Consider the following 24,260-nt stretch of genomic DNA (forward strand, 5'->3'; position numbering starts at 1 on the left):
AGACTTTTTGGGGCATTTTTTATCTGATAAAAAGAATCTCTATATAGCTGTATACTAATGCCCTTTGATGTTGATTCAAAATAAAATGGGCACCAAATAATTAATATAACAAACCTTTGGCTTTAGCCTCTTGAACCAAATCTTTATCTAAACCGCTTTCAATTTTTAAGAGTAACATTAAATCTTTCTTTCTTCTCTCAATTGCACCTGCTGATAAGGGGATGTATTGTGGAAAATCACTTTTTTTTGTTCCCTTAGACAAATGAAATAATATTTGTTTGTCAAAAACGTCTATCTCAACAGCATCTGCATCTACTAATTCCAACATACTTATAATAGAATCACTATAGTATTTTTTATTGTTGATAATCGTGTCAATTGCAAAAATCAAAACTTCAAAATTAAGATCATTTTTTACAATCAAACCAGCTGGATTGATGGTTTTAACAATCGTTTTGATTTTCAATAATTCAGTATACATAGTTAGTAAAATAATTTTACAATTTGGCATGTATGTTTGGAGTAACTTAGCTAAATCCTCACCTGAGAAAATATTTTTACTTTCAAAAGGAGGCATACTGATGTCAAGGAAAGCAATATCAAAAGGAGCCGTTTCTGGATTAGTAATAATATCATAGGCTGTTTCACAGTTTTTAGCTTGATCAATCATGAATGTGTATTCATCGGTTTTGTAACGAGTAATAGCATTCTTATACCCTTCAATTATAAAAGGGTGATCATCTACGATTAAAATATTATTATTAAATTTAATTTTAGCTAGGGCTTCAATTGTCATTTTTTCTAGTATTGAATGTTTATACTAAATGTATTGTAATTATAATATGGGTCCCTTTACTAATTATAGAATTAATTATTGCTGTCCCATTACAATCTAAGGCTCTTGACCTGATATTCTGCAAACCTATTCCTTTTTTTGCTTTGATTGTGTTAAAACCAATTCCATCATCAATAATTTCTAAAATTAGTTGATCCTCATTTTTTAAACACTTCACATGGATGGAATTAGCATGTGCATATTTATTTATGTTTTGTAAACTTTCTTGCACAATTCTATAAATATTGATTTTGATAGAATTACTTATAGCGTCCCAATCAATAGCATTGTCAATACTTGCGTGTAAATTTGTAGAAAAAGTTTTTCTTTGTTCTTCAAGAAGATTGTGTAAAATAACTACAAAATTATTGATCAACTCTTTATTCTCTCTGCTTAAATCATGTGATATTTCCCGCAAATCTTGCTCAATGTTACGCAGTTCTACTAAGTATTCATTTCGTTTTTTAATAGCATTTGAATCATCAAATTGGTTCAAGGTGTCTAAGTTTATCCTAAGACCAAATATTCTACCCAAAACCCCATCGTGCAACTCTTGAGCTACTCTTTTCTTTTCTTTAACCCGACCTAAGTCTATGGTACTCTGTTGCGAAATCATTAAATTGTAAATATCTTCATTAGCTTTTTGTTGCCTTTGTTTGTAGAGTAAAACCTTATTCCTATTTCTCTGATTTAAAACAAGATACAACAACAATGCAACAACTCCAAATGAAATCAAACCGTATAATAAATTCCTGTTTTTAGTGGTTAAATAGTCATTCTTTTCAATGACTTCTTCCGTTTCGTATTCAATTCTTGAAAATTTATTCCCTATCGCTCGATCTGATTTTTGTCTCCTTTCACTAATTACAATATATTCCTTACTATAATATGCTGTATTTTTAGGATCTACTAAAGATAATTGCTTTAATGAATTTAATATACTACGAGAATTGTTTGCTTTTTTAGATAAATACAATGCTTCTTTAGCAAATTGTAAAGCTTTTAGAGTATCCTTTTTTGACAAAAAATACTCTGAAATATTAATTTTACTTGCAATAATACCTGTAGTAATTTGCAAACTGTCTCTTATCCTTAAAGATTGAAAAAACAATTGAGGCAATCCCTCTTTCTCATTAAGTTGAAATTTAGTATAGGCTAAATTATTTAACAGCATAGCAAATAATGCAGGCTTATCTTTTATTATATTTCTTTCTAACAGACCTTTTTCAAAATACTTTTTAGATTTGCGAAAATCCTTTTTATTTTGATAGACAGCTCCAATATTATTAAATGAGGTTGCTTTGGGTTGAGCAAATGATTTCATAAAATTATCATCTATACTCCCCAAAGCCTTATTATGATATTCAATGGAATTATTATAATCCTCAAGTTCGTTATAAATTTGTCCAAGAAGGTTGTATGAATTATATAAAATATCATTGAAATTCTTGTTCTTTATAATTTTTAAAACCTTAAAAATAGCCATTTCAGCTCCAAGAAAATCACTCTCAGTATACTGTAAAGTGGCTTTATTAAGCATAGTTAACGCAACATTATAGGTATCGTTTAATTCTACATATTTGTTTTCTGCTTCATTATAATAATAGAAGGCACTATCAGCCCGTTCTTTCAATAAGTAATAATCCCCTAAATAGACATTGCCTTTTGCAACATTACGAGTATCCTGCTGCAGTTTTGATTTTTTTAAAATGAGTTTGACTGTTTTTTTATAGTCCTCAAAACGATCTAAGTTATAATATCGATTTGCTATCTTAAATAAATTTGATCGGTAAACAGAATCATTATTTTGAAGGTAAACTATAGTTGAGGCTTTTTGTATGTATTGCTGTCTTTGATCTATAGATAAATCAAAATCATTAGCCAACGAGAAAAAAAACTCTAAACTATCTTTTTGTATCTCCTCATTTTTAGAAACTGTCTTTTTTTGAGTGCAGCTCACACCCAAGATAAGAAACAAAAGAATAATATAAAAAGTAGGCTTCAATGGGCGATGAGTTATAATACCAAAAATAGGGAATTATATGATCGTCAAAAAAAAAGCTGTCATGAATTTGACAGCTTTAATAGATTTTAACAGTACAAAGTACTAATCATTCTTTTTATTCCCTCCTACAGAAGTATTTGCGATAAGATCCATATTTACATTTTCAATTTTAAAAGTAGTCTCTTTAGATACTTTTACTATTAATGGAGCAGATTCTTCCTTAAAGGTAAAGGAAGTCAACACCATCACTATGACTACTAAAAAAACGGTTATAATTGTATTTTTCATATTTTAAATATTATTTTATCAAGAGTGATACCTAATTCACAATATTATAGACGATTCCACCAATCAGATATTTTGTCTAATAAAGTAGGTTCTGATTTAGGAGGAGTATCCTCTTTTTTATTACCACCCACCATACCTTCTCCTCCAAGTTCCAACTTCATCGTATTTAAATTCAAAATCTCAATTTGTCCGTTGTTATTACTTAATGGAGTAATGTGTGCGTTTAATTCTACTGAAGTTAGTACCATTAATAACGTGAATAATCCTAATGTTGCAATTGATTTTTTCATGATTTGGGGTTTTATGTTTATATTATTTTAACTCTTTACAGTGCTGATTAACAGCTTATCTTGAGGTAAAACTACTATACAAAAAGTAAACAACAATCAATAAAAATGGGTTAATGGTAGAACAAGTCTGTGTACGAGTGTACGGGTATGAAACTTGGGTAAAGTCTAGGAATTTATATTTCTAAATAATTCTCATTTGCAAAATCAGTGATGATTTGGTCAACATTCGCTTTGTACATTTTAGAATAAGGTATACGTGCGTTGGAGTTTTTTATGTAGCAAAGAGCATTCCCACTGTGAATTCTAGAAATGTAATTTCTGTTTACAATGTAACTTTTATGAATCCTCGTGAAGGGTTGAGACAAAACTGTTTCAAAATATTTTAGAGTTTTAAAAGCCGTTATTAATTCCCCATTGTTCAAATGAATGTCTGTAGAATTGTTATCTGCTTTGAGGAAACAGATGTCTTTTGCATCAATGTAACGGTAGTCTCCATAGGATTTAATACACAACCGCAAGGATTGAACTTCAGGAACTGAACTTACTTTAGGAAACAGTTGATGATGAAATGTTGCAATCTCATTTATAATTCCTTCATTTTCATTTTTTTTGTTCAACCTCAACAAAAATTTTACAATATTAGAAGGCTCAACTGGTTTGATTAAATATTCCCTAACACCATATTGAAAAGAGTCATACGCTAGTTTTTTATCACGAGTAGTAACTACAAAAATGGGCATGACACTCAAATATTTATAAAGACAGTCTATAAAATGCAAACCCAAATTTAAGGTACGATCTACAGGATCTATCTCAATAAAAATAATATCCGGCTTATTCTCTAATATAAGATCCAGACCATCTGTGGCATTACATGCGGAACCTACAAAACTTAGTACTGGAAAAACATCAGCAACAGCTTTTGTTTCCAAGAGACTTTTTGGGTCGTCGTCTATAATTATGTATTTATATTGCATTGTAGTTCTTAAATTTTGTAATCCTCACTATTTCACATTTTTCAAATACAAAAAACACTGTTTTTAGGCCATTAAAATAACAACAAAAATATACATTATTCCCTTTTAGAATCTAAAAAACTATGGCAATACATTTCTTGTCTACTGAATGTACTTAAATTGCAGAATGAATATGTTGGTTAGAAACAGCAAATTAAACTCCAAAAACCCTAATAACTTTTTTGGCAGTTTTTAAATATGTAAGTTCAAGTAACAATTTCATATTTTAAATAAAGGATCACAAATGCATTAAAAATTTCTTGTAGTAAAAATGATTTTAATTAAAATTTATCTTACTTTTATCAAAAAAAATCATGAGAAAAATAACTACTTTACTATGTGTATTCTGCAGCTGTATAGCGTTTAGCCAAGAAAAAGAAGTACCAACCTTCAAGAAAAATGAAATTAAAGGAAATGCCTTATTCCTAGTTTTAGGTGCCGTAGAGATTACTTACGAGAGACTTATTACAGAGGATAGCGGTGTAGGAGCAACCGTTTTCTTTGTTGCCGAAGATGAATTTGATAGCAATTTTATCTTCACTCCTTACTACCGTGCTTATTTTGGAAAAAAACCAGCTGCTGGATTTTTTGTAGAAGGTTTTAGTATGATAAGTACTGGTATTAGTAATAAAATGTACTATTACGACAATAATGGAAATTTAACTAATATTGATGAAGATCGCTATACTGATTTTGCTCTTGGTTTTGGACTTGGGTCAAAGTGGGTGCACAAACGTGGATTTGTCTTTGAAATCAATGCGGGAATAGGTCGAAATTTACTAAGTACCAATAGCCCAGAGGTTGTTCCGCGTGGTGGTATAACACTAGGTTACCGTTTCTAAGCAAAAAAGCTTCTCAATTGAGAAGCTTTTTTTATACTATAATTATCTATCTGTATTACATTTTCATCAACCAGTTTTTCATTGAAACTTCATTTTCAATAATGGCTTTTAAATCCGCAATAGCCACACGATCTTGTTTCATAGTATCTCTATGACGTATGGTTACTGTTTGATCTTCAATGGTTTGATGATCTACAGTGATACAGAAAGGCGTTCCTAAGGCATCTTGCCTTCTATAACGTCTTCCTACCGCATCTTTTTCATCATACGATACACTGAAATCCCATTTCAAATCGTCAATAATTTGCCTAGCGATTTCTGGCAATCCGTCTTTTTTAACTAATGGTAAAATAGCTGCTTTAGTTGGAGCAAGTACTGAAGGTAATTTCAACACTGTTCTAGTAGATCCATCTTCAAGCGTTTCTTCTTTTAAGGAAGTAGCAAAAACCGCCAAGAACATTCTGTCTAAACCAACTGAGGTTTCTACCACATAAGGCACATAATTCTGGTTCAATTCAGCATCAAAATACTGTAATTTTCTACCTGAAAATTGCTCGTGTGCTTTCAAATCGAAATCAGTTCTAGAGTGAATTCCTTCTAATTCTTTGAATCCAAAAGGGAAATCAAATTCTATATCAGCAGCAGCATTAGCGTAATGTGCTAGTTTTTCGTGATCGTGAAAGCGGTATCTTTCTTTCCCTAAACCTAGAGATAAATGCCATTTTAGTCGGGCTTCTTTCCAAAACTCATAATGCTTCATTTCTTCGCCTGGACGCACAAAAAATTGCATCTCCATTTGTTCAAACTCACGCATACGAAAGATGAATTGTCTCGCTACGATTTCGTTTCTAAACGCTTTACCGGTTTGTGCAATTCCAAAAGGAACTTTCATTCGTCCAGATTTTTGCACATTTAAGAAGTTTACAAAAATACCTTGAGCAGTTTCTGGACGCAAGTATAAATCCATTGCCGTATCTGCTGAGGCTCCTAATTTAGTACCAAACATCAAGTTGAATTGACGCACTTCGGTCCAATTACGCGAACCAGATTCTGGACAAGCAATTTCTAATTCTTCTATCAAAGCTTTTACATCCTCAAGGTCACCATTGCCTAATGAGCGACCCATTCTTTCTAGAATTTCTCTCTCTTTGGCTAGATATTCAACCACTCTCGCATTAGTTGTAATGAATTCTTGCTCATTGAAAGCATCTCCAAAACGAACTTTTGCTTTTTCGATTTCTTTTTTTGCCTTTACATTTAATTTTTCGGCATAATCCTCTATTAAAACATCGGCTCTGTATCTACGTTTAGAATCTTTATTATCAATCAAAGGATCGTTAAAGGCATCAACGTGACCTGAGGCTTTCCAGGTGGTAGGATGCATCAATATTGCAGCATCAAGGCCTACAATATTTTCGTTCATTTGCACCATTGCTTTCCACCAGTACTCGCGAATGTTCTTTTTTAATTCCACTCCGTTTTGTGCATAATCATAGACTGCACTTAAACCATCGTAAATTTCGCTTGACGGAAAAATAAATCCGTACTCTTTTGCATGCGAAACTACATTCTTAAATAAATCTTCTTGTTTTGCCATAGTATTGCAAAAATATAAAAAGTGAACATAAAAAAAAGAAAATTATGTATCAATGGAGCATTGATTTGTTTATTTTTATCAATAAATACCTGATTCTATGTTTGAAAGCTTTATAAATCTCTTTTTTCCAAAAGTTTGTTCAGGGTGCAATTCTTTTTTGGTTGCCAATGAATTAGTGATTTGTACCCTTTGCAGACACAACATTCCCTTGACCAATCATCATTTGATGGAAAACAATGAAGCGTTCAAGAAATTCTATGGACGAATTCCTGTAATTCATGCATCAGCTTTATTTTATTTTAGAAAAAAAGGAATTGTCCAGCAAGTCATTCACAACTTGAAATACAAGGGTCATGAAAAAGTAGGAACACTTATTGGGGATTGGTATGCTCATGAATTAAAAAAAGTTGAAGCTCTACAAGATGTAGATGCCATAATTCCGGTTCCTTTACACCCAAAGAAGCTTCGAGAAAGAGGTTATAATCAAGTTACTACTTTTGGGAAAGCACTTTCATCAAACTTAAAAATTAGTTACAACGATACTATTTTACACAGAAATATATACTCAAAAACACAATCAAAGAAAAATCTACTAGGACGTACTGAGGGAATAGAAAGCGTTTTTGATGTTGTATTTGATGAAAAAGATCACAACAAACATTTTCTTATTGTAGATGATGTAATTACAACTGGAGCCACACTTGAGGCATGTTCTAGAGCTTTATTGAAAATCCCTGGAGCAAAGATAAGTATTGTTTGTATGGCTATGGCACAATCTTAAAAAGGTACATTATTGGTTTACATAGGTATTAAAAAATCCACATTCGGCAATTACATCTTTGTAATATTGTGTGTTTGCGTATTCCTTTTTTAATTTTTGAAAGCCATCCCATGCTTTAAAATTAACGTTATCGCTCTCTACTTGCCACCAGTTTGAGTTAGCATTGTATTTTTGATTGTAAAATTCGTTTCGCTCACATTTAGCCAGCATGTATTGACATTTTGCTTTTTGCTCTTGGGTTTTAGCCGCTGTAAATGCTATTTGATAATACTTTTTTGCCTGATTACAGTTTGTAATCATTGCTTTGACTTTATCCCTAAAAAAATAAGGACTAGAACCAAATCCTACAATTTCACTTTCATAAAACAACCTCGCATTACCATAGTGTGTAATATTGTAAAATCCATTTGCAACTAATAACGCATTAGTATAAACATCTTGCTTACTGTTGATGTTGTCTTGCATGATTTTCATAGTGTTTAGAAAATCTAGTAAGGTATATTTCTTTTTTTGATATGCTGCATGATCACAATCATGACAATCCTTGATAGACCCATTAAAAGGATTTCCTAACAATACACTGTTTTGTATCTCTCCAGATTGTTTCATGACATTTAAGGCTTGCACAATCTTATCGTCATAAGTGCACACAACTGCTTCATAAGCGTTAATATCCATGAGGTTGTAATCATAATGTTTTACAGCTACCTCTTCCAGAGGCGATTTATTTTTTTTAAGCAAAAACGTTTTCATTTCAGTTACGTTTGCTGGAGAGTCATAAAACGTATCCTTTTTTAAAAACAATTCAGCCATTATAGCGTTTTTTTGAGATTTAAAGACTGTTGATAAGTAATTTTTACTCCATTCTCTTGCATTTTGATAGCGCAAGTATTCTATTTTTTCTTTATCCAATTCAAAATACAACCACTTTAAATCACTCAAAATGGTGTTGTAATTTTTATCAGTAATGACCTCTATTTTGCTTAAATTAGTAACAAAACGCAACAGGCGGAGTTGACTTACCGCTAATTTGGTTTTGGGCATCGTTTTTTCGGCCTTATCAAAATTTGATGATGCATTATTAAAGTTTCCATTTAAAGTTTCAAGATATCCTGCAGCTAAATGCCACAAATGAGGCTGTTTTGTTTTACCAGATTTAGCAATTTTTACTACTAGATTTAATGCGCTAGGAGAAACACTGTCCTGTGTTCTTTTTTTAAACTGTGCTACCGTACTATTTTTAAATGATTTATCAATTTTATTCTCTTGATTGTTGATTAATCTAGTTAATAAAAAACCCAGATGTTCACTGTCTGGCTTTAGATTATAAATGGTCTCAATGGCTTTTTCTTCATCACCATAGTAGCCTTGAATAGCCCAAAGGGCTGCTTTCTCTTGATTATTTTTAGCCATTTTTAAAGACTCGGTCCAATCAAGTTGCTCTTGAGGATGAAAACAGTATGCTGATACAATACGCAAACGAGGACAATGATCAAAAACTTGACTGTACAAATAATTAGATTCGGCATAATTTTTATTGCGATAATTCATGCCCGCTAGGTACGAAAGTGATCTGTAGTAAAGCGTATTTTTTGGCACAACATCTTTAGTTTTCTCAAAAAAAGAAAATGCACTTTTTTGATCGTCAATATAAAAATAGGCTTTCATTAATTGAAACCAATATCTGTTTTTTAGGAATGAATCGGTGCTTGTATTGTATTTTTTTTCTAATGCTAAGACCCATTTGGCATCAATAGGAATAACTGTATTGAGCTTGTCATAACTCCAATAATCATAAGTAACAGAGGCAACTTCAATAGCTTTAGCATAATGCAAAAAAGTAATAAAGTCTTTTGTTTTTTGATCATTCAATTTAAGTTTGCTTGACCATTTTTGAACACTTTTATTTGTTTTTTTAGAACTAAAAAAAGTAAAAAGTTCTTTTACATCAACAGCACTGGAATCTATGAGAAAAAATTTAACCTGATCTGGATTTACGCTCCCTTTGAGGTACAAACTCCAGTCTGAAACAATTTCATCATTAAACCGCATACTATGTTCTGTATCAAAACCACGTTCATAAAAAACGTCAGTTGATAAAAAAAGTGGTGTATAAGAAGCATCTACAAATGTTTCGGGAGCAAAATTAGAATCAAAAAACCAGCCCCAATCATCACCACCTCCGCAAGCATAAATTATAGAATATACGGATAATGTAATGGCACTAAAAACGAGCCACAGCTTGTTTAAAAATGTTTTTTTCATAATGAGATAGGTTTATTTCGTCAAGATCATAAAAAATTATTTCTTCGGGATACGTATTCATGTGTGATTCTAAATCAGCACTCATGTCTTTAATTTGTTGTGCGGTGACACGTTCTATTTTCAATACATCATTGCGCTTATAAAACGTCCCTCCCTTATAATTTGAATTGTTAGCCACAAAAAACAAATTCATTTTAGCAGTAAAATTAGTGTCTTTTTCTAAGCTTTTGTAATCTATTTTAGGCTTTAAGCCAATGACTTTTTGATCTCTAATATGAACAGCCCAAGAATAAATAGGCAAAGCAAGGTTTAATTTTAATGGATACTTTTCTAAACTAGGTAGATATTTGCTGGCTATTTTACGATCATAAATAGAATTTAAGGAATCTGGGGCTATTTTACCCATATTGTAATACATTAAAACGCCACAATCTACAGCCGGAATCTTGGCTTTATTAAAATACTTTATTTGGTGGAGACGTATTGTAGCCGAAAGTTTTTTTCTAGAAATGGATTTAAAAACTTCAATAAATTTCATGTATTTATCTTTACTCTCCAGAGTCCAGTCACAATCAATTTGGATTTCTTGACATGAAATTTGGTTAGTAGCATTAATTTTATTTACAAAATCAAAAATTTTTCTTGCTAAAAGCGCTACATCAAGGGACTGATTAAGCATCACCTTATTCTTAATGTAAACAACAGGTACCACAGATAAAGCATTTATTTTTTCTTTAAAATGTATGGGTGCAAGCGGAAAGGGTTGGTTATTTTTATCAATATCAACATCAAAATACCGAATATAGATTTTCTTAACGTCATTTTCTTTTAAAACCTCCCTTTCTCCAGGAGATAATTTAAATACTGTTTTCCAATAATAAAATGCAATCTCAGGTTCTTTGTGTGAATTACAAGAAACTAAAAAACATAAAGCAAGTACAGCAAATAAGATTTTCTTCACAACAAATCACGTTTAAAAACTTTAAAACTACAAAATAATATACTTGGACACTCTTTTTCTACTTCAAAATTGAATATATAAGACTACTGAGCGTTATATAATTGGTATAAATTTTTGGCTTATTTAGGAGTGCTACGTCTAAGACAAAGCACGCAATCAGTTGATATACAAATTACTTATACCTCAATATCCCGAGCAATAGGATAATTTAATGAAATTATAACGAAATAGAATTTCCGTTTCCAAACTTTAATGTTTAAATTTGAATAATATATTAATTCACTTATAAAACAATTATATCATGGCTTTTGAATTACCACAATTACCTTATGCATACGATGCATTAGAACCACATATTGATGCTCGTACAATGGAAATCCACCATTCTAAGCACCACAATGCTTACACAACCAATCTAAATGCAGCTATTGCAGGTACTGATATGGAAGGTAAAACCATTGAAAATATCTTGATCAATCTAGATTTAAAAAACGCTGCTGTACGCAACAACGGTGGTGGATTTTACAACCATAACTTATTTTGGACCGTAATGACGCCTAATGGTGGCGGTTTACCTACTGGTGATTTACTTGCTGCTATAGAAAGTGCTTTTGGAACTTTTGAAGAGTTCAAAGCTAGTTTTAGCAAAGCGGGTGCTACACAATTTGGTTCTGGATGGGCATGGCTTTGTGTACAAAAAGGAGGTAAACTTGAGGTTTGCGGTACGCCAAATCAAGATAATCCATTAATGCCAGGAGTAGGTTGTGGCGGAACACCTATTTTGGCTATGGACGTTTGGGAGCATGCTTACTACTTAAACTACCAAAACAGAAGACCTGATTATATTGAAGCATTTTTCAACGTAATCAACTGGACTGAAGTTTCAAGAAGATATGCTTTAGAGAAATAATCTTTTAAGAGAATAGAATAAAAAACATAGAGAATAGAATAAAAAACATAGAGAATAGACAAATGACTGAAAGGTTGTTTGTCTATTTTTTTTATTCTCAAAATTAACTTTCTATTTTCAAAATTTTATTCTAACAGAAAAAGACGAGCCAAATAACCTAATTTGCTCGTCTTTTCTCTATATTCTCTGCTCTTTCTTCTTTCCTGACTTTATTCCAATAAAAAAGGTGGAATTTCTTCCACCCTTTTTGCCCCAAATCTACCATAAATTTAACCTACTAATATTATGGTGATATAAATATATATATTTTATATTATTTCGTCAAATAAATTAGACGAACAACTCATAAAATCGATTAAAACCTCTTTTAGTCTTGTTTTTAATATGCTCGTGCGTCTTTACCTTCATAAAAGTTCATAAAAGCGCGGTTCACCACCCTATTTCCTCCTGGAGTTGGATAATCTCCAGTAAAGTACCAATCCCCCAAATTTTTAGGACAAGCAGTATGTAAATCTTCAACGGTTTGAAAAATAATTTTCACTTCGGCTTTAATTTCCGGTGAACTTAACATTTCAGCAATTTTATCTGAAATCTCTTGAGCTTCAAAAGGAGCATAAACAGCCGTTACATAATTCACAACATCATTGTCTTTATAATTTTCTTGCGCTTTACATTTAGCATAGACCTCATCTACAATATGATACAAATTTCTTTCTTTAAGCAATTCAAGAGCAGCTCTAAATGCCACTAATCCCTCTAGTTTTGCCATATCAATACCGTAACAATCAGGATAACGAATTTGCGGAGCCGATGAGACAATTACAATTCGTTTTGGATTCAAACGATCCATCATTTTGATAATACTCATTTTAAGAGTAGTCCCTCTTACAATACTATCATCAATAATAACTAAATTATCAGTTGGCTTAATTACACCATACGTTACATCATAAACGTGGGCAACTAAGTCATCCCTACTGCTATCCTCAGTAATAAAAGTTCTTAATTTTGCATCCTTTATAGCTACTTTCTCAGTACGTATTTTAACCGAAAGCAATTCCTGTAGCGTTTCCTTAGTTAAGGTATTTCTATTTTCTAGGATGAAATTATTTTTCCTTTGATTTAAGAAATCTTGAGCGGCCTCAACTAATCCGTAAAATGAGGTTTCAGCAGTATTAGGTATATAAGAGAAAACGGTATTGTCAGTATCCTCATCTATAGATTTTAAAACTGCTGGCAAGATTAATCTTCCTAGAGTTTTTCTTTCTTGATAAATTTCGGCATCACTACCTCTTGAAAAATAAATACGCTCAAAAGAACAAGCTTTTTTAACTGTTGGCGGTAAAATTTCTTTCATCGAAATAGTACCATTTTTTTTGATGATCAATGCATTTCCTGGCTCGATTTCTTGCACCGATTCAAAAGGAACATTAAACACGGTCTGAATCACTGGCCGTTCTGATGCTACTACCACAATTTCATCATCTTGATAAAAATATGCAGGTCTAATACCGGCAGGATCTCTAAATACAAAAGAATCACCGTGACCTAAAAGTCCAGCCATGGCGTATCCTCCATCTAGATTTTTAGCTGCGCGTGCTAAAATCTTAGCTACATCTAATCGTTCCGCAATTACAGGTGATGCCTCTCTCTTACTCAATCCTTCGTTTTTGCAATCTTGGTACAAATCTGTAACTGCATTATCTAAAAAATGACCTATTTTTTCCATTACGGTCACAGTATCAGCCATTTCTTTTGGATGCTGTCCTAGATCTATTAAATTTTGAAAAAGCTCTTTAACATTTGTCATATTAAAGTTTCCTGCTAAGATCAAGTTACGGTGCATCCAGTTATTCTGACGTAAAAATGGGTGAACACTTTCGATACTATTTTTACCAAAAGTTCCATAACGCACATGTCCCAAGAACAATTCACCAAGGTACGGTAACTTTTGTTTTTGTAAAGCCACATCATCAGCATACTCAGGGTGTGCTGCCATTTCTTCGTTTATTCTGTCGTTTATTTGTGCAAAGACATCTTGTATAGGCTGTGCATGATTTGATCGTACACGACTGATGTACCGTTCACCAGGTTCTACATCTAGTTTAATACTTGCAAAACCAGCACCATCTTGACCGCGATTGTGTTGCTTTTCCATCAAAAGATACATTTTTTGGATTCCGTAAAATGCGGTTCCATATTTCTCTTTGTAATATTCAAGCGGTTTTAATAATCGTATTAAAGCTATTCCACATTCATGTTGTAAAGCATCGCTCATTGTAGTGTAATTTGTTGTGTTGTTGTGTTTTTCTAAAAAAAATAGTAGGTAATTTTTACTTTTAACACGGTAATAATTAAGATTTTAGACTACCGTTTTTAAACAAAAAAACCCCGTTTCCGAGGTTTTAAGATATTATAATTCTATGTCAAATTGTGTTAGCGATTTGAATTGTTTTAATCGAGACACTACTTCAGCTTTTTCTAAAGTAAGCATTCTCTCGGTACCAAATTTTTCTACACAAAAAGAAGCTAAGTTAGAACCTTGAATGATAGCGTTTTTCATATTCTCAAAAGAGATGTTTTCGCTTTGAGTCAAGTAACCTGCAAATCCTCCTGCAAAAGTATCTCCTGCCCCTGTTGGGTCAAACACTTCTTCTAATGGTAATGCTGGAGCAAAGAAAACTTCCTTATCATGAAAAAGAAGTGCGCCATGCTCTCCTTTTTTAATTACCACATATTTAGGACCCATGGTGTGAATTTTGGCAGCAGCCTTAACAAGAGAATATTCTCCAGAAAGTTGTCTAGCCTCTTCATCATTGATAGTGATTACATCAACGCGTTTGATTACGTCTAACAATTCAGGTAATGCACAATCCATCCAAAAATTCATCGTGTCTAGCACTACTAATTTAGGTTGAGTTTCCATTTGATCTAAAACACTGCTTTGTACTAATGGATGTAAGTTCCCTAGCATTACAATCTCAGCATTTTTATAATCTTGTGGTACTTTTGGTTGAAAATCAGCCAAAACATTTAATTGCGTATCTAGTGTATCTCTTGAGTTTAAGTCATTGTGGTAACGACCACTCCAGAAGAATGTTTTACCACCTTGTACTACTTCTAGTCCAGAGATATCAATATTTCTTGAAGTTAATAAATCTAAATATTCTTGAGGAAAATCATCTCCAACTACAGAAACAATGGCTGATTGCACATTAAAAAAAGAAGCAGACAAACCAATATATGTTCCTGCACCACCTAAAATTTTGTCCGTTTTCCCAAATGGAGTTTCAATTGCGTCAAAAGCTACTGTTCCAACAATCAATAATTTATTCATTATATACGTTTCAAATTAAGGGGCAAAGATAGTTTATAAGTTGTAAAGTTGCAAAGCTTTTAAATCTCAAAGTTTACTTAAAATATTGTCTTTATTTCTATTTTTAAAAGGTTTGTAAATGGAGTATCTAAAACTTTTATTTTGATAAATTGTCCTAAATCTGTCTTCCTTTTTTAACTAGATTTGTTTATCAATAATTTTATAAAATGAAAATAAAATTAAGTTTCTTTGTTTCAATTTGTTTGCTGATCTCATGTGAAAGCAAGAAGCCAAACTTTTCTAAAGAAATTATTAGAAATTTTAGTGAACTTAGCGAGATTAACGACACTCTTGTAAAAGCACCTCCGCCTATTACATATCAAATTGACCTATATGTTAAGGCTAATGATAAAGAAATACTTTTAAGCAGCGTTAGTGAATTATTATTTCTCTATAAAAACCATTACTATTTAAAATTTGATTCTTTTTCAAAATTTTTAAATGCTGTATTGAATCAAGATTATGTTTTAGACAGTAAAGTACATAACAAAAGAACTTATTTAGAAAGCTTTAAAGTTAACCCAAATATTGAAAAAGATTTCAACCGCATAGGTATTGAGATGTTTTTAAGAAAGTATTCAAAGACAACAGCTTCAAAAAGATTAGCTATCAAACGCGAAATTATAAAAGAAGGAGAATACTCAACTATAGCATACATTTTATTCAAAAACGGCTATGATTTAAGTTCAGATTGTTATTTAGGTATCAATTACATTCGAAAAAGAAAAGAATCTTTTAAATAATTACAACAATTTAGCTTCTTCTTTTTCATAAAAAGCATCCACAGAAAGTTGTTTTTGCATGGATGCCATAACGGCTAATTCATCACACCTTTCATTTTGAACATGATTATTATGTCCTTTAATCCATTTAAAATCGACTTTGTGTTTGCGGTATACTAGTAAAAACCGTTTCCACAAATCGGCATTTTTTCTGTCAACGAAACCTTTTTTTTCCCAGCCTAAAACCCATTTTTTTTCTACAGAATCTACTACATATTTAGAATCCGAAACTACTAAAACTTTGGTATTAGGATTTTTTAACTTCTCAAGTCCAACAATTACTGCTAATAATTCCATTCTATTATTGGTCGTCCTACGGAACCCTTCATAAAATTCTCTTTTATATGGTTTCCCTACCCATTCCATGACTACACCATACCCTCCATTTCCTGGGTTTCCCTTGGCAGCACCATCTGTATATATATGTACATCGTGTCCCATTACAATTATATACTTTGGTTTAAAATACGCTCTATAATAATTGGGAAAAACTCTTGCTCTAGTTCATGTATCTTTTCGGCTATTGTTGCAACAGTATCTACTGCTGATAATGCAACACTTTGCTGTGCAATTATAGCGCCTTCATCATAATTCTCATCCACATAGTGTATCGTGATTCCCGTTTCTAATTCCTTATTATCAAGAACTGCTTGATGTACATGCATCCCATACATTCCTTTTCCACCATATTTAGGTAATAATGCAGGATGAATGTTTATGATTTTATTAGGGTAGACATTAATAATATTTGAAGGGAATTGGAGTAAAAAACCAGCTAAAACAATCAAATCTGGTTGAAGAGCCTGAACTTTTTGTAGTACTTCGTTTTCAAATAATTGTGTTTTGGTAAAAATCTCTATTGGTAAATTGTATTTTTGAACTCTCGTAATCACACCTGCTTTAGGATTATTTGTAAAAACTGCAACAACAGCTGCTGAGCTTGTTTTTTTGAAATATTGGATAATATTTTCAGCATTTGTACCCGATCCGGAGGCAAAAATCACGATTTTTTTCATAATTACATTCTATTTGAAGCCACAAAAAAAAGCATAATAATTGAAAATAAATAACATTGTGACACCTTTGTCAAAATATATTTCATAAATTAGATGTCACATTTATTAACTAAATAGTTGTTTTAAAATAAAGTTTTTTATTTTTGCCAACAAATTAAATTCTAAAATTAAAGATTATGTCAGACATTGCATCAAGAGTAAAAGCGATTATCGTAGACAAATTAGGCGTTGACGAAAACGAAGTTGTAACAGAAGCAAGCTTCACTAATGATTTAGGAGCTGACTCATTAGACACTGTTGAGCTTATTATGGAATTCGAAAAAGAATTTGATATCCAAATTCCAGACGATCAAGCAGAAAACATCGCTACTGTAGGTCAAGCAATCTCTTACATCGAGGAAGCTAAAAAATAATAAATCAAACACCCGCTTGCATTCATGTGAACGGGTGTTATTATTTTTTTAAATATTAAAATTAAGATTGAACTTCAATCCAAAAGATATTATTGTATTACCCATAGCTATTTTGTAGTATTTTATACAGTATCAGCGTGGGTTTTATTTGTTTAAAGATAACATAACAAAGAATTTATGGAATTAAGAAGAGTTGTAGTAACAGGATTAGGCGCTCTTACCCCTATTGGAAATACTGTACAAGAGTATTGGGACGGTTTGATTAATGGCGTTAGCGGAGCTGCACCTATCACTTACTTTGATGCCTCTAAATTTAGAACTCACTTTGCATGCGAGGTTAAAAACTTTAATGTTGAAAATTTCATTGACCGTAAAGAAGCCCGTAAAATGGATCGATACGCTCAATATGCCATGGTTGCATCTGAAGAAGCAGTATTAGACGCTGGTTTTGATATGGAGAAAATTGACAAAGACCGCGTGGGCGTTATTTGGGGATCAGGAATTGGCGGATTAGAGACTTTTCAAATTGAAGTTCTTAATTATGCTTCAGGAGACGGGACGCCAAAATTTAATCCTTTCTTTATCCCAAAAATGATTGCTGATATTGCAGGTGGACATATCTCCATTAAATATGGTTTTAGAGGACCTAACTTTACAACTGTTTCTGCATGTGCTTCTTCTACAAATGCCATTATAGATGCTTTCAATTATATTAGACTTGGCCATGCCGATGCTATGGTTACAGGTGGCTCTGAAGCTGCGGTAACAATTGCTGGTATGGGAGGTTTTAATGCTATGCACGCACTATCAACAAGAAATGACGATCCAAAATCGGCCTCAAGACCAATGGACAAAGACAGAGATGGTTTTGTTCTAGGAGAAGGAGCAGGTGCCTTGGTTCTTGAAGAATATGAACATGCTGTTGCTCGTGGCGCAACCATTTATTGCGAAATAGGTGGCGGCGGTATGTCTGCAGATGCTTACCACATTACAGCTCCACATCCAGAAGGACTTGGTGCTAAAAATGTAATGCTTAACTGCCTTAGAGATGCTGGATTAAAACCTACCGATGTAGATGGTGTAAACATGCACGGAACATCTACTCCACTTGGTGATATGGCAGAGTCAAAAGCAATTCTTCATGTTTTTGGAGAACATGCGTATAGCATGAATTTAAATTCTACAAAATCAATGACAGGTCACTTACTGGGTGCTGCTGGTGCTGTAGAAACTATATCTGCTATACTTTCATTAAAACATGGCTTAGTACCTCCTACTATCAATCATTTTACAGATGATGAAAACATTGATTCAAAATTGAACTTTACATTTAATAAAGCTCAAAAAAGAGATATGAATGTAGTGATGAGCAATACATTTGGTTTTGGAGGCCACAATGCATGCGTTTTGGTAAAAAAATTAGATATCTAATTGTATGAATATAATTAGAAAAATATTTAAAAAATCCCGTTCGGCTACTGACGGGATTTTTTTTGATTCTATCCAGAAAATCCTAGGATTTCCTCCCTTAAATCTAGAATTTTACACCAAAGCTTTCACTCATAGATCATCTAATAGACTTGATTTATCTGGCAATCCCATCAATTATGAACGCTTAGAATTTTTAGGAGACGCTATGTTAAGCGCGGTTATTGCTGCTCATTTATTTAATGAAGCACCAGCAGGTGACGAAGGATACCTTACCAAAATGCGATCTAAAATAGTAAGTAGGGAACATTTAAACGAGCTTGGCAAAGACTTAAATTTAATTCAATTTATTGAAAGTAAAGTTCCTGTTCAACATTTTGGAGAAAATATTCATGGCAATATTTTTGAATCTCTAGTAGGTGCCATTTACCTAGATAGAGGCTACGAGTTTTGTGAAAAATTCATTAGAAACAGAGTAATCACTCCTTATGTAGATATTGCTCGCTTAGAAGGAAAAGTTATCAGTTATAAAAGTTTAGTAATTGAATGGTGCCAAAAAGAGAAAAAAATATTTCATTACGATATTTTTGATGACAACTCTATTGATGGTCAACGCTTTTTTGGTGTTAAACTTAGTATTGACGACAAAGTCATTGCAAAAGCAAGGGCTACCTCTAAAAAGAAAGCAGAAGAAAAAGCATCCCAACGCGCTTATTTTGCATTTCAAGAAAAAATGGACAGAAAATAATACAATTTTCTATAAAACTATATCGTTTTCGTTCATAAATTAACAAAAACATCTTATTTAGAAGACTATACACTTCAATAGAAATGCTATATTTACATCTTATTTTTTGATGAAATGGCAAATCTTAAACTTAATTTAGGTGAATTTGATGCAATAGACTATCATCTTATTGCTATACATACCTCATTAGAAGATTATCGATTGGCTTATTTTATCAATCAAAAATTACCAATCAATTTGAGTAAATGTAGCAATGAAATTCAAATTAAGATTAAAGAGGGAGAAACAAATTTTTCAAGATTTTTCTATGAAGGTCCTGAAAATGAAATTTCTTGGGATTTAATCCAAAATAAGAATGAAGTGCTACAAGAGAAACAAAAAGAATTTTCTCAAAATTTATTTTCTGATATCAAGATGGATGTAGCTACAAAAGTATTTTTATTACCTGAGTTTAAAAAAGTAGACTACTTTTTTAAAATTGAAAATACAGATGACACCTTGAATTTAAACGAAATAAAAACACTATTAAATACCATAAATAACGTTTCTGCGGTGTACAGCGTAGAGACAACTAAAATAAAATCTAAAAACAATTTAATTTTTTAATACAAATGCTTACAAACAAAAAAACTAAAATTGTAGCTACACTAGGGCCAGCATGTAGTACAAGAGAAACCATCAAGGACATGATTGATGCAGGAGTCAATGTGTTTCGAGTAAATTTTTCGCATGCAGACTACGAAGATGTAAAGCAAAAAATAAATATTATTCGCGGGTTAAACAAAGAGTTTGGATATACAACAGCAATCCTTGGTGATTTGCAAGGTCCTAAATTGCGCGTAGGTGTTATGGAAGAAGGCGTAGTTGTTCATGACGGTGACTTAATTACTTTTACTACAGCCGAAGACATCTTGGGTACGGCTAAAAAAGTATTTATGAAGTATAAAAACTTTCCAAATGATGTAAATCCTGGAGAAAGAATATTACTTGATGATGGAAAACTTATTTTTGAAATTGTTGAGACTGACAAAATATCTGAAGTAGTTGCAAAAGTTATACAAGGTGGGGAACTTAAATCTAAAAAAGGGGTAAACTTACCTAATACAAAAATCTCTCTTCCAGCTATGACTGAGAAAGATATTGAAGATGCTATTTTTGCCATCGGACAAAATGTAGATTGGATTGCATTATCGTTTGTAAAAACACCACGAGATTTACAAGATCTACAAGAATTAATAGCAGAGCACTCTGATTATAAAATTCCTATTGTTGCAAAAATCGAAATGCCTGAAGCACTAGAGAATATTGATAAAATTGTAGCCTATTGTGATGCACTTATGGTAGCTCGTGGAGATTTAGGAGTAGAATTACCAGCTCACGAAGTACCTTTAGTTCAAAAAGAATTAATCCGTAGAGCAAAAACAGCTCGAATTCCAGTAATTGTAGCTACCCAAATGATGGAGACTATGATTACTAGCTTGACTCCTACGCGTGCAGAAGTAAATGATGTTGCAAACTCTGTAATGGACGGCGCAGATGCGGTAATGCTCTCTGGGGAAACAGCAACGGGTAACTACCCTGTTCAAGTTATTCAAAAAATGACTCAAATTATTGAAGCAGTTGAAGATTCTCCGCTAATTCAAGTTCCACAAAATACCCCTCAAATTAAAACAAAACGTTTTATTACAAAAACTATTTGCCATCATGCTGCTACCATGGCTAATGTGATTAAAGCAAAAGCTATTTGTACGTTGACAAATAGTGGTTATACTGCTTTTCAAATTTCGGCTTGGAGACCTAATGCACACATTTTAGTTTTTACATCGAATGAAAGAATCCTTACTCAGCTTAATTTATTGTGGGGTGTAAAATCATTCATGTACACTAAAGATGTAAGTACCGATGATACGGTAACAGATGTAAACGAGATTGTGAAACAAAAAGGCTTTGTTCAAAAAGGAGATTTCCTTATCAATCTAGCAGCAATGCCTATCAAAGATAAAGGAATGGTAAACACCCTGAGAGTATCTGAAATAGAATAACACTAATTACAGCCTAGCTAAACCATCCCATATCTTATGTGGATGGTTTTTTTTGCTAAAAAACCGAAATCATAAGTATGAATTTACAGGAAATACAATTATATTTGAAGGTAAATAAAACACAAAAATTATGAGTTTGAATTCAAATAATCCGTTTTTAAATAGTAAAAGATTTTCAACTGCTGTTTCAAAAAGTGAAGAGATAAATCAAGCAACAATCATTGACTACAATGATGAAATGACCATTTCTGGCACAATAAACAAGAGCTTACTATTGTTTATGATTCTAATCGGATCGGCTACGGTAATCTGGTGGCTTACTTTTAACGGAATGAATCCACTTGTTCCAGCTATTGGTGGAGCCGTAGTAGGCTTAGTACTTGTGCTTATAGCCGCTTTCAAACCTCAATACTCTCCCTATCTTGCTCCTGGTTATGCCATTTTTGAGGGTTTATTTATTGGTGCAGTATCCGCAATTTTTGAAGCTTTGTATCCTGGCATTGTGCTTCAGGCTGTTGGTGCTACTTTTGTAACATTTATGATTTGCCTGGGTCTGTATAAGTACAAAATTGTACAAGTTAATGAACAATTCAAATCTGTAGTTATTGCTGCAACACTAGCTATAGGAACGTACTATTTAATTTCTTGGTTACTGTCAATGTTTACTAGCTTTGTTCCTGTACACCATGGTAATTCTTGGATTAGTATAGGAATTAGCGTATTTGTAATAGTAATAGCTGCCTTAAATTTATTTTTAGATTTTGATAGAATTGAAAAAGGAGTTCAAGAGAGAATGCCAAAGTACATGGAATGGTACGGCGCAATGGGTTTAATGGTAACCCTAGTATGGCTCTATATTGAATTTCTTAGATTGCTCAGTAAATTGAACAGTAGAGACTAAATAAAAATTCCCACAAAAAACCTTTCCATTTTATCTTGGAAAGGTTTTTTTTATGCTGCTCTTTCAAAGGCTATGTAATGGCTTAACTCTCCTTTGCTATTAAATAAGGGATATCCTTTAATTAAACAGGCATATACTTCCCCATTTTTTTTATAATTCATTACTACGTTCTCAAAAGGTTCTTTAGCCTCTATCGCTTTCTTAATTTTACTTGATGTAATTTTATTAGTAACTTCACCTTGAAACATTTTTGGGCTTTGACCAAGGACTTCCTCCTCAACATAACCATTCATTTTTACAAGATTATGTGAAGCAAAAACAATTTTGAGATTAGCATCGGTAACAATAACAACATCATCCCTTAAAATAGATTGCAAATCCCAGTTTGTATCTTTCCATTTATTACGTGTAGCTAAATCTTTTATTCTAGCGGTATCTATAAAGGTATTTTGCAGCACCTTAGTATATTCATGATGGAAATCAAAAGAATACAGCGGCAAAGTTTTGATTCGCATGCAGTTGTAAAATCTTGAAAATGCGGCGTCGTATTGTGATAAATTACTCATGGTGTTTACATTATTGGTCAAAAGTATATTTATTTATAATAAAAAAATATTATTTTACCAACTTTAACCATTGTTCAACTACAAATAAGAGGCTAGAATTCAAATTTTAATTGAACAACAACAAACTTTTTCTCATCAGTGTTTAAGTTATTGATTGAAATCCCCAATAGCCGTACCGAATCTTTAAGCCGTTCTTGATACAATAACTCTTTAACAATTTCTAAAATAAGAGATTTATCAGATATAAAATAAGGTAACGTTTTGCTTCTTGTTTGTTGTGTAAAATCACTGTACTTTATTTTTAAAGTCACCGTTTTACCAGAAACGTTGTGTCTTTTCAATCTTTTTTCTAATGAGGATGCAATCATTTCTAGTTTTTCTATCATAAAAATTTCTGATGATAGATTGATATCAAAGGTATGCTCTGCTGCCACGGACTTTGCTATTCGGGAACTTTTTACAGTGCTATTATGTATTCCTCTAACTACATCATGATAGTAGCTACCCATTTTACCAAAATGTTTTTCTAAAAAGGCTACTGATTTGTCTCTTAGCTCTAGTCCAGTAAAGATACCTAGTTGATACATTTTCTCAGTAGTAACCTTACCAACTCCATAAAATTTCCTAATAGGTAAAGCCTCAAGAAAAGAAATTACTTCATAAGGATTAACTGTTTTTTGGCCATTTGGTTTGTTATAATCACTAGCAACTTTTGCAACAAATTTATTAATTGATATCCCTGCAGAAGCGGTAAGTCCTACTTCATTATAAATTCGGGCTCTAATTTCTTGCGCTAATAAGGTTGCACTCGGATTTCCCTTTTTGTTTTGGGTTACATCAAGGTAGGCTTCATCTAGGGATAATGGCTCAACAAGATCTGTATAATCGTAAAAGATTTTCTGGATTTGTTTTGAAATCTCTTTGTACCGATCAAAACGTGGTTTAACAAATATAAGATCAGGACAGTTTTTCTTAGCTACAATACCACTCATAGCACTTTTAACGCCAAACTTCCTAGCTTCATAGCTTGCTGCGGATACAACACCACGCACCTCAGAACCACCAACAGCAATAGGTTTTCCTCTTAAGGCAGGATTATCCATTTGTTCTACAGATGCATAAAAAGCATCCATATCTACATGGATAATTTTTCTATTTGACACTTCTTCTTGCATCTAAGTTGTGGATTATTCAATTA

At 32.4% G+C, this 24,260-nt stretch carries 24 protein-coding genes; 10 read left to right on the top strand and 14 right to left on the bottom strand.

Going from position 1 to position 24,260, the window contains the following annotated elements; translation table 11 throughout:
• Positions 1-100: 100 nt before the first annotated feature.
• The 5 genes from LQ189_RS14155 to LQ189_RS14175 all read right to left on the bottom strand — a co-directional run bounded on the left by LQ189_RS14155 (position 101) and on the right by LQ189_RS14175 (position 4,395).
• Positions 101-796 (bottom strand): response regulator, encoded by a 696-nt coding sequence (locus LQ189_RS14155; protein ID WP_230158025.1) that lies wholly within the window; start codon positions 794-796, stop codon positions 101-103.
• Between the two features lie 19 nt (positions 797-815).
• A complete protein-coding gene (locus LQ189_RS14160; RefSeq protein WP_230158026.1) occupies positions 816-2,840 on the bottom strand; it encodes an ATP-binding protein in 2,025 nt (674 codons plus the stop codon).
• Between the two features lie 102 nt (positions 2,841-2,942).
• Entirely contained in the window at positions 2,943-3,128 is a 186-nt protein-coding gene (locus LQ189_RS14165) for a hypothetical protein (protein ID WP_086455176.1), read from the bottom strand.
• 44 nt (positions 3,129-3,172) lie between these two features.
• The gene (locus LQ189_RS14170; protein WP_230158027.1) at positions 3,173-3,418 is read right to left on the bottom strand and encodes a hypothetical protein; all 246 of its coding nucleotides are present in this window, start codon (positions 3,416-3,418) and stop codon (positions 3,173-3,175) included.
• A 173-nt stretch (positions 3,419-3,591) separates the two neighbouring features.
• Entirely contained in the window at positions 3,592-4,395 is an 804-nt protein-coding gene (locus LQ189_RS14175; RefSeq protein WP_230158028.1) for a LytTR family DNA-binding domain-containing protein, read from the bottom strand.
• Positions 4,396-4,748: 353 nt separating this feature from the next.
• Between LQ189_RS14175 and LQ189_RS14180 the strand changes: the two genes are divergently transcribed.
• Positions 4,749-5,276: a DUF3575 domain-containing protein gene (locus LQ189_RS14180; protein WP_221918020.1), complete on the top strand. Its 528-nt coding sequence runs from the start codon at positions 4,749-4,751 to the stop codon at positions 5,274-5,276.
• 55 nt (positions 5,277-5,331) lie between these two features.
• Here LQ189_RS14180 and LQ189_RS14185 read toward each other — a convergent pair whose 3' ends face one another.
• Positions 5,332-6,873: a glycine--tRNA ligase gene (locus LQ189_RS14185; RefSeq protein WP_230158029.1), complete on the bottom strand. Its 1,542-nt coding sequence runs from the start codon at positions 6,871-6,873 to the stop codon at positions 5,332-5,334.
• A gap of 97 nt (positions 6,874-6,970) precedes the next feature.
• On the opposite strand from LQ189_RS14185, the gene LQ189_RS14190 reads away from it, so the two are divergent.
• Positions 6,971-7,654, top strand: a complete 684-nt coding sequence (locus tag LQ189_RS14190) for a ComF family protein (protein ID WP_086454293.1) — start codon at positions 6,971-6,973, stop codon at positions 7,652-7,654.
• A gap of 9 nt (positions 7,655-7,663) precedes the next feature.
• On the opposite strand, the gene LQ189_RS14195 is transcribed toward LQ189_RS14190, so the two are convergent.
• Both LQ189_RS14195 and LQ189_RS14200 read right to left on the bottom strand, forming a co-directional pair.
• Complete coding sequence (locus LQ189_RS14195; protein ID WP_086454294.1) at positions 7,664-9,919, bottom strand: hypothetical protein; 2,256 nt, start codon at positions 9,917-9,919, stop codon at positions 7,664-7,666.
• On the bottom strand, positions 9,879-10,880 hold the full coding sequence (locus LQ189_RS14200; RefSeq protein ID WP_230158030.1) for a hypothetical protein: 1,002 nt from the start codon (positions 10,878-10,880) through the stop codon (positions 9,879-9,881). Before LQ189_RS14200 ends, LQ189_RS14195 begins: the two co-directional genes overlap by 41 nt.
• Positions 10,881-11,181: 301 nt before the next feature.
• Between LQ189_RS14200 and LQ189_RS14205 the strand changes: the two genes are divergently transcribed.
• Positions 11,182-11,790: a superoxide dismutase gene (locus LQ189_RS14205; protein ID WP_086454296.1), complete on the top strand. Its 609-nt coding sequence runs from the start codon at positions 11,182-11,184 to the stop codon at positions 11,788-11,790.
• A gap of 379 nt (positions 11,791-12,169) precedes the next feature.
• On the opposite strand, the gene LQ189_RS14210 is transcribed toward LQ189_RS14205, so the two are convergent.
• Both LQ189_RS14210 and LQ189_RS14215 read right to left on the bottom strand, forming a co-directional pair.
• A complete protein-coding gene (locus tag LQ189_RS14210) occupies positions 12,170-14,068 on the bottom strand; it encodes an amidophosphoribosyltransferase (RefSeq protein WP_086454297.1) in 1,899 nt (632 codons plus the stop codon).
• 135 nt (positions 14,069-14,203) lie between these two features.
• Entirely contained in the window at positions 14,204-15,127 is a 924-nt protein-coding gene (locus LQ189_RS14215) for a PfkB family carbohydrate kinase (protein WP_086454298.1), read from the bottom strand.
• Between the two features lie 206 nt (positions 15,128-15,333).
• On the opposite strand from LQ189_RS14215, the gene LQ189_RS14220 reads away from it, so the two are divergent.
• Entirely contained in the window at positions 15,334-15,909 is a 576-nt protein-coding gene (locus LQ189_RS14220; RefSeq protein WP_230158031.1) for a hypothetical protein, read from the top strand.
• Here the strand turns inward: LQ189_RS14220 and rnhA are convergent, their stop codons facing one another.
• Both rnhA and purN read right to left on the bottom strand, forming a co-directional pair.
• On the bottom strand, positions 15,910-16,389 hold the full coding sequence (gene rnhA, locus LQ189_RS14225) for a ribonuclease HI (RefSeq protein WP_230158032.1): 480 nt from the start codon (positions 16,387-16,389) through the stop codon (positions 15,910-15,912). It lies immediately after the preceding gene.
• Positions 16,390-16,394: 5 nt separating this feature from the next.
• Positions 16,395-16,964, bottom strand: coding sequence for a phosphoribosylglycinamide formyltransferase (purN, locus tag LQ189_RS14230; RefSeq protein ID WP_230158033.1), 570 nt, complete (start codon positions 16,962-16,964; stop codon positions 16,395-16,397).
• Between the two features lie 176 nt (positions 16,965-17,140).
• Between purN and LQ189_RS14235 the strand changes: the two genes are divergently transcribed.
• From LQ189_RS14235 to LQ189_RS14260, 6 genes are all read left to right on the top strand, one after another.
• Positions 17,141-17,377 carry an acyl carrier protein gene (locus tag LQ189_RS14235; protein ID WP_007137004.1) on the top strand — a complete coding sequence of 79 codons (237 nt, stop codon included), beginning with the start codon at positions 17,141-17,143 and terminating at the stop codon, positions 17,375-17,377.
• Between the two features lie 177 nt (positions 17,378-17,554).
• Positions 17,555-18,808 (top strand): beta-ketoacyl-ACP synthase II, encoded by a 1,254-nt coding sequence (gene fabF / locus LQ189_RS14240; protein ID WP_086455433.1) that lies wholly within the window; start codon positions 17,555-17,557, stop codon positions 18,806-18,808.
• Positions 18,809-18,812: 4 nt separating this feature from the next.
• Positions 18,813-19,553: a ribonuclease III gene (rnc, locus tag LQ189_RS14245; protein ID WP_086455434.1), complete on the top strand. Its 741-nt coding sequence runs from the start codon at positions 18,813-18,815 to the stop codon at positions 19,551-19,553.
• Positions 19,554-19,667: 114 nt separating this feature from the next.
• The gene (locus tag LQ189_RS14250; RefSeq protein WP_230158034.1) at positions 19,668-20,159 is read left to right on the top strand and encodes an IPExxxVDY family protein; all 492 of its coding nucleotides are present in this window, start codon (positions 19,668-19,670) and stop codon (positions 20,157-20,159) included.
• Between the two features lie 5 nt (positions 20,160-20,164).
• Positions 20,165-21,595 (top strand): pyruvate kinase, encoded by a 1,431-nt coding sequence (gene pyk, locus LQ189_RS14255; protein ID WP_086454981.1) that lies wholly within the window; start codon positions 20,165-20,167, stop codon positions 21,593-21,595.
• A gap of 130 nt (positions 21,596-21,725) precedes the next feature.
• Positions 21,726-22,496 carry a Bax inhibitor-1/YccA family protein gene (locus LQ189_RS14260; RefSeq protein WP_230158035.1) on the top strand — a complete coding sequence of 257 codons (771 nt, stop codon included), beginning with the start codon at positions 21,726-21,728 and terminating at the stop codon, positions 22,494-22,496.
• A gap of 50 nt (positions 22,497-22,546) precedes the next feature.
• Here LQ189_RS14260 and LQ189_RS14265 read toward each other — a convergent pair whose 3' ends face one another.
• Both LQ189_RS14265 and dinB read right to left on the bottom strand, forming a co-directional pair.
• Entirely contained in the window at positions 22,547-23,062 is a 516-nt protein-coding gene (locus LQ189_RS14265) for a PAS domain-containing protein (protein WP_230158036.1), read from the bottom strand.
• Between the two features lie 92 nt (positions 23,063-23,154).
• A complete protein-coding gene (gene dinB / locus LQ189_RS14270) occupies positions 23,155-24,237 on the bottom strand; it encodes a DNA polymerase IV (RefSeq protein WP_230158044.1) in 1,083 nt (360 codons plus the stop codon).
• Positions 24,238-24,260 lie beyond the last annotated feature (23 nt).

The organism is Flavobacterium sp. CECT 9288 (assembly GCF_918731615.1).
Classification (GTDB): Bacteria; Bacteroidota; Bacteroidia; order Flavobacteriales; family Flavobacteriaceae; genus Flavobacterium.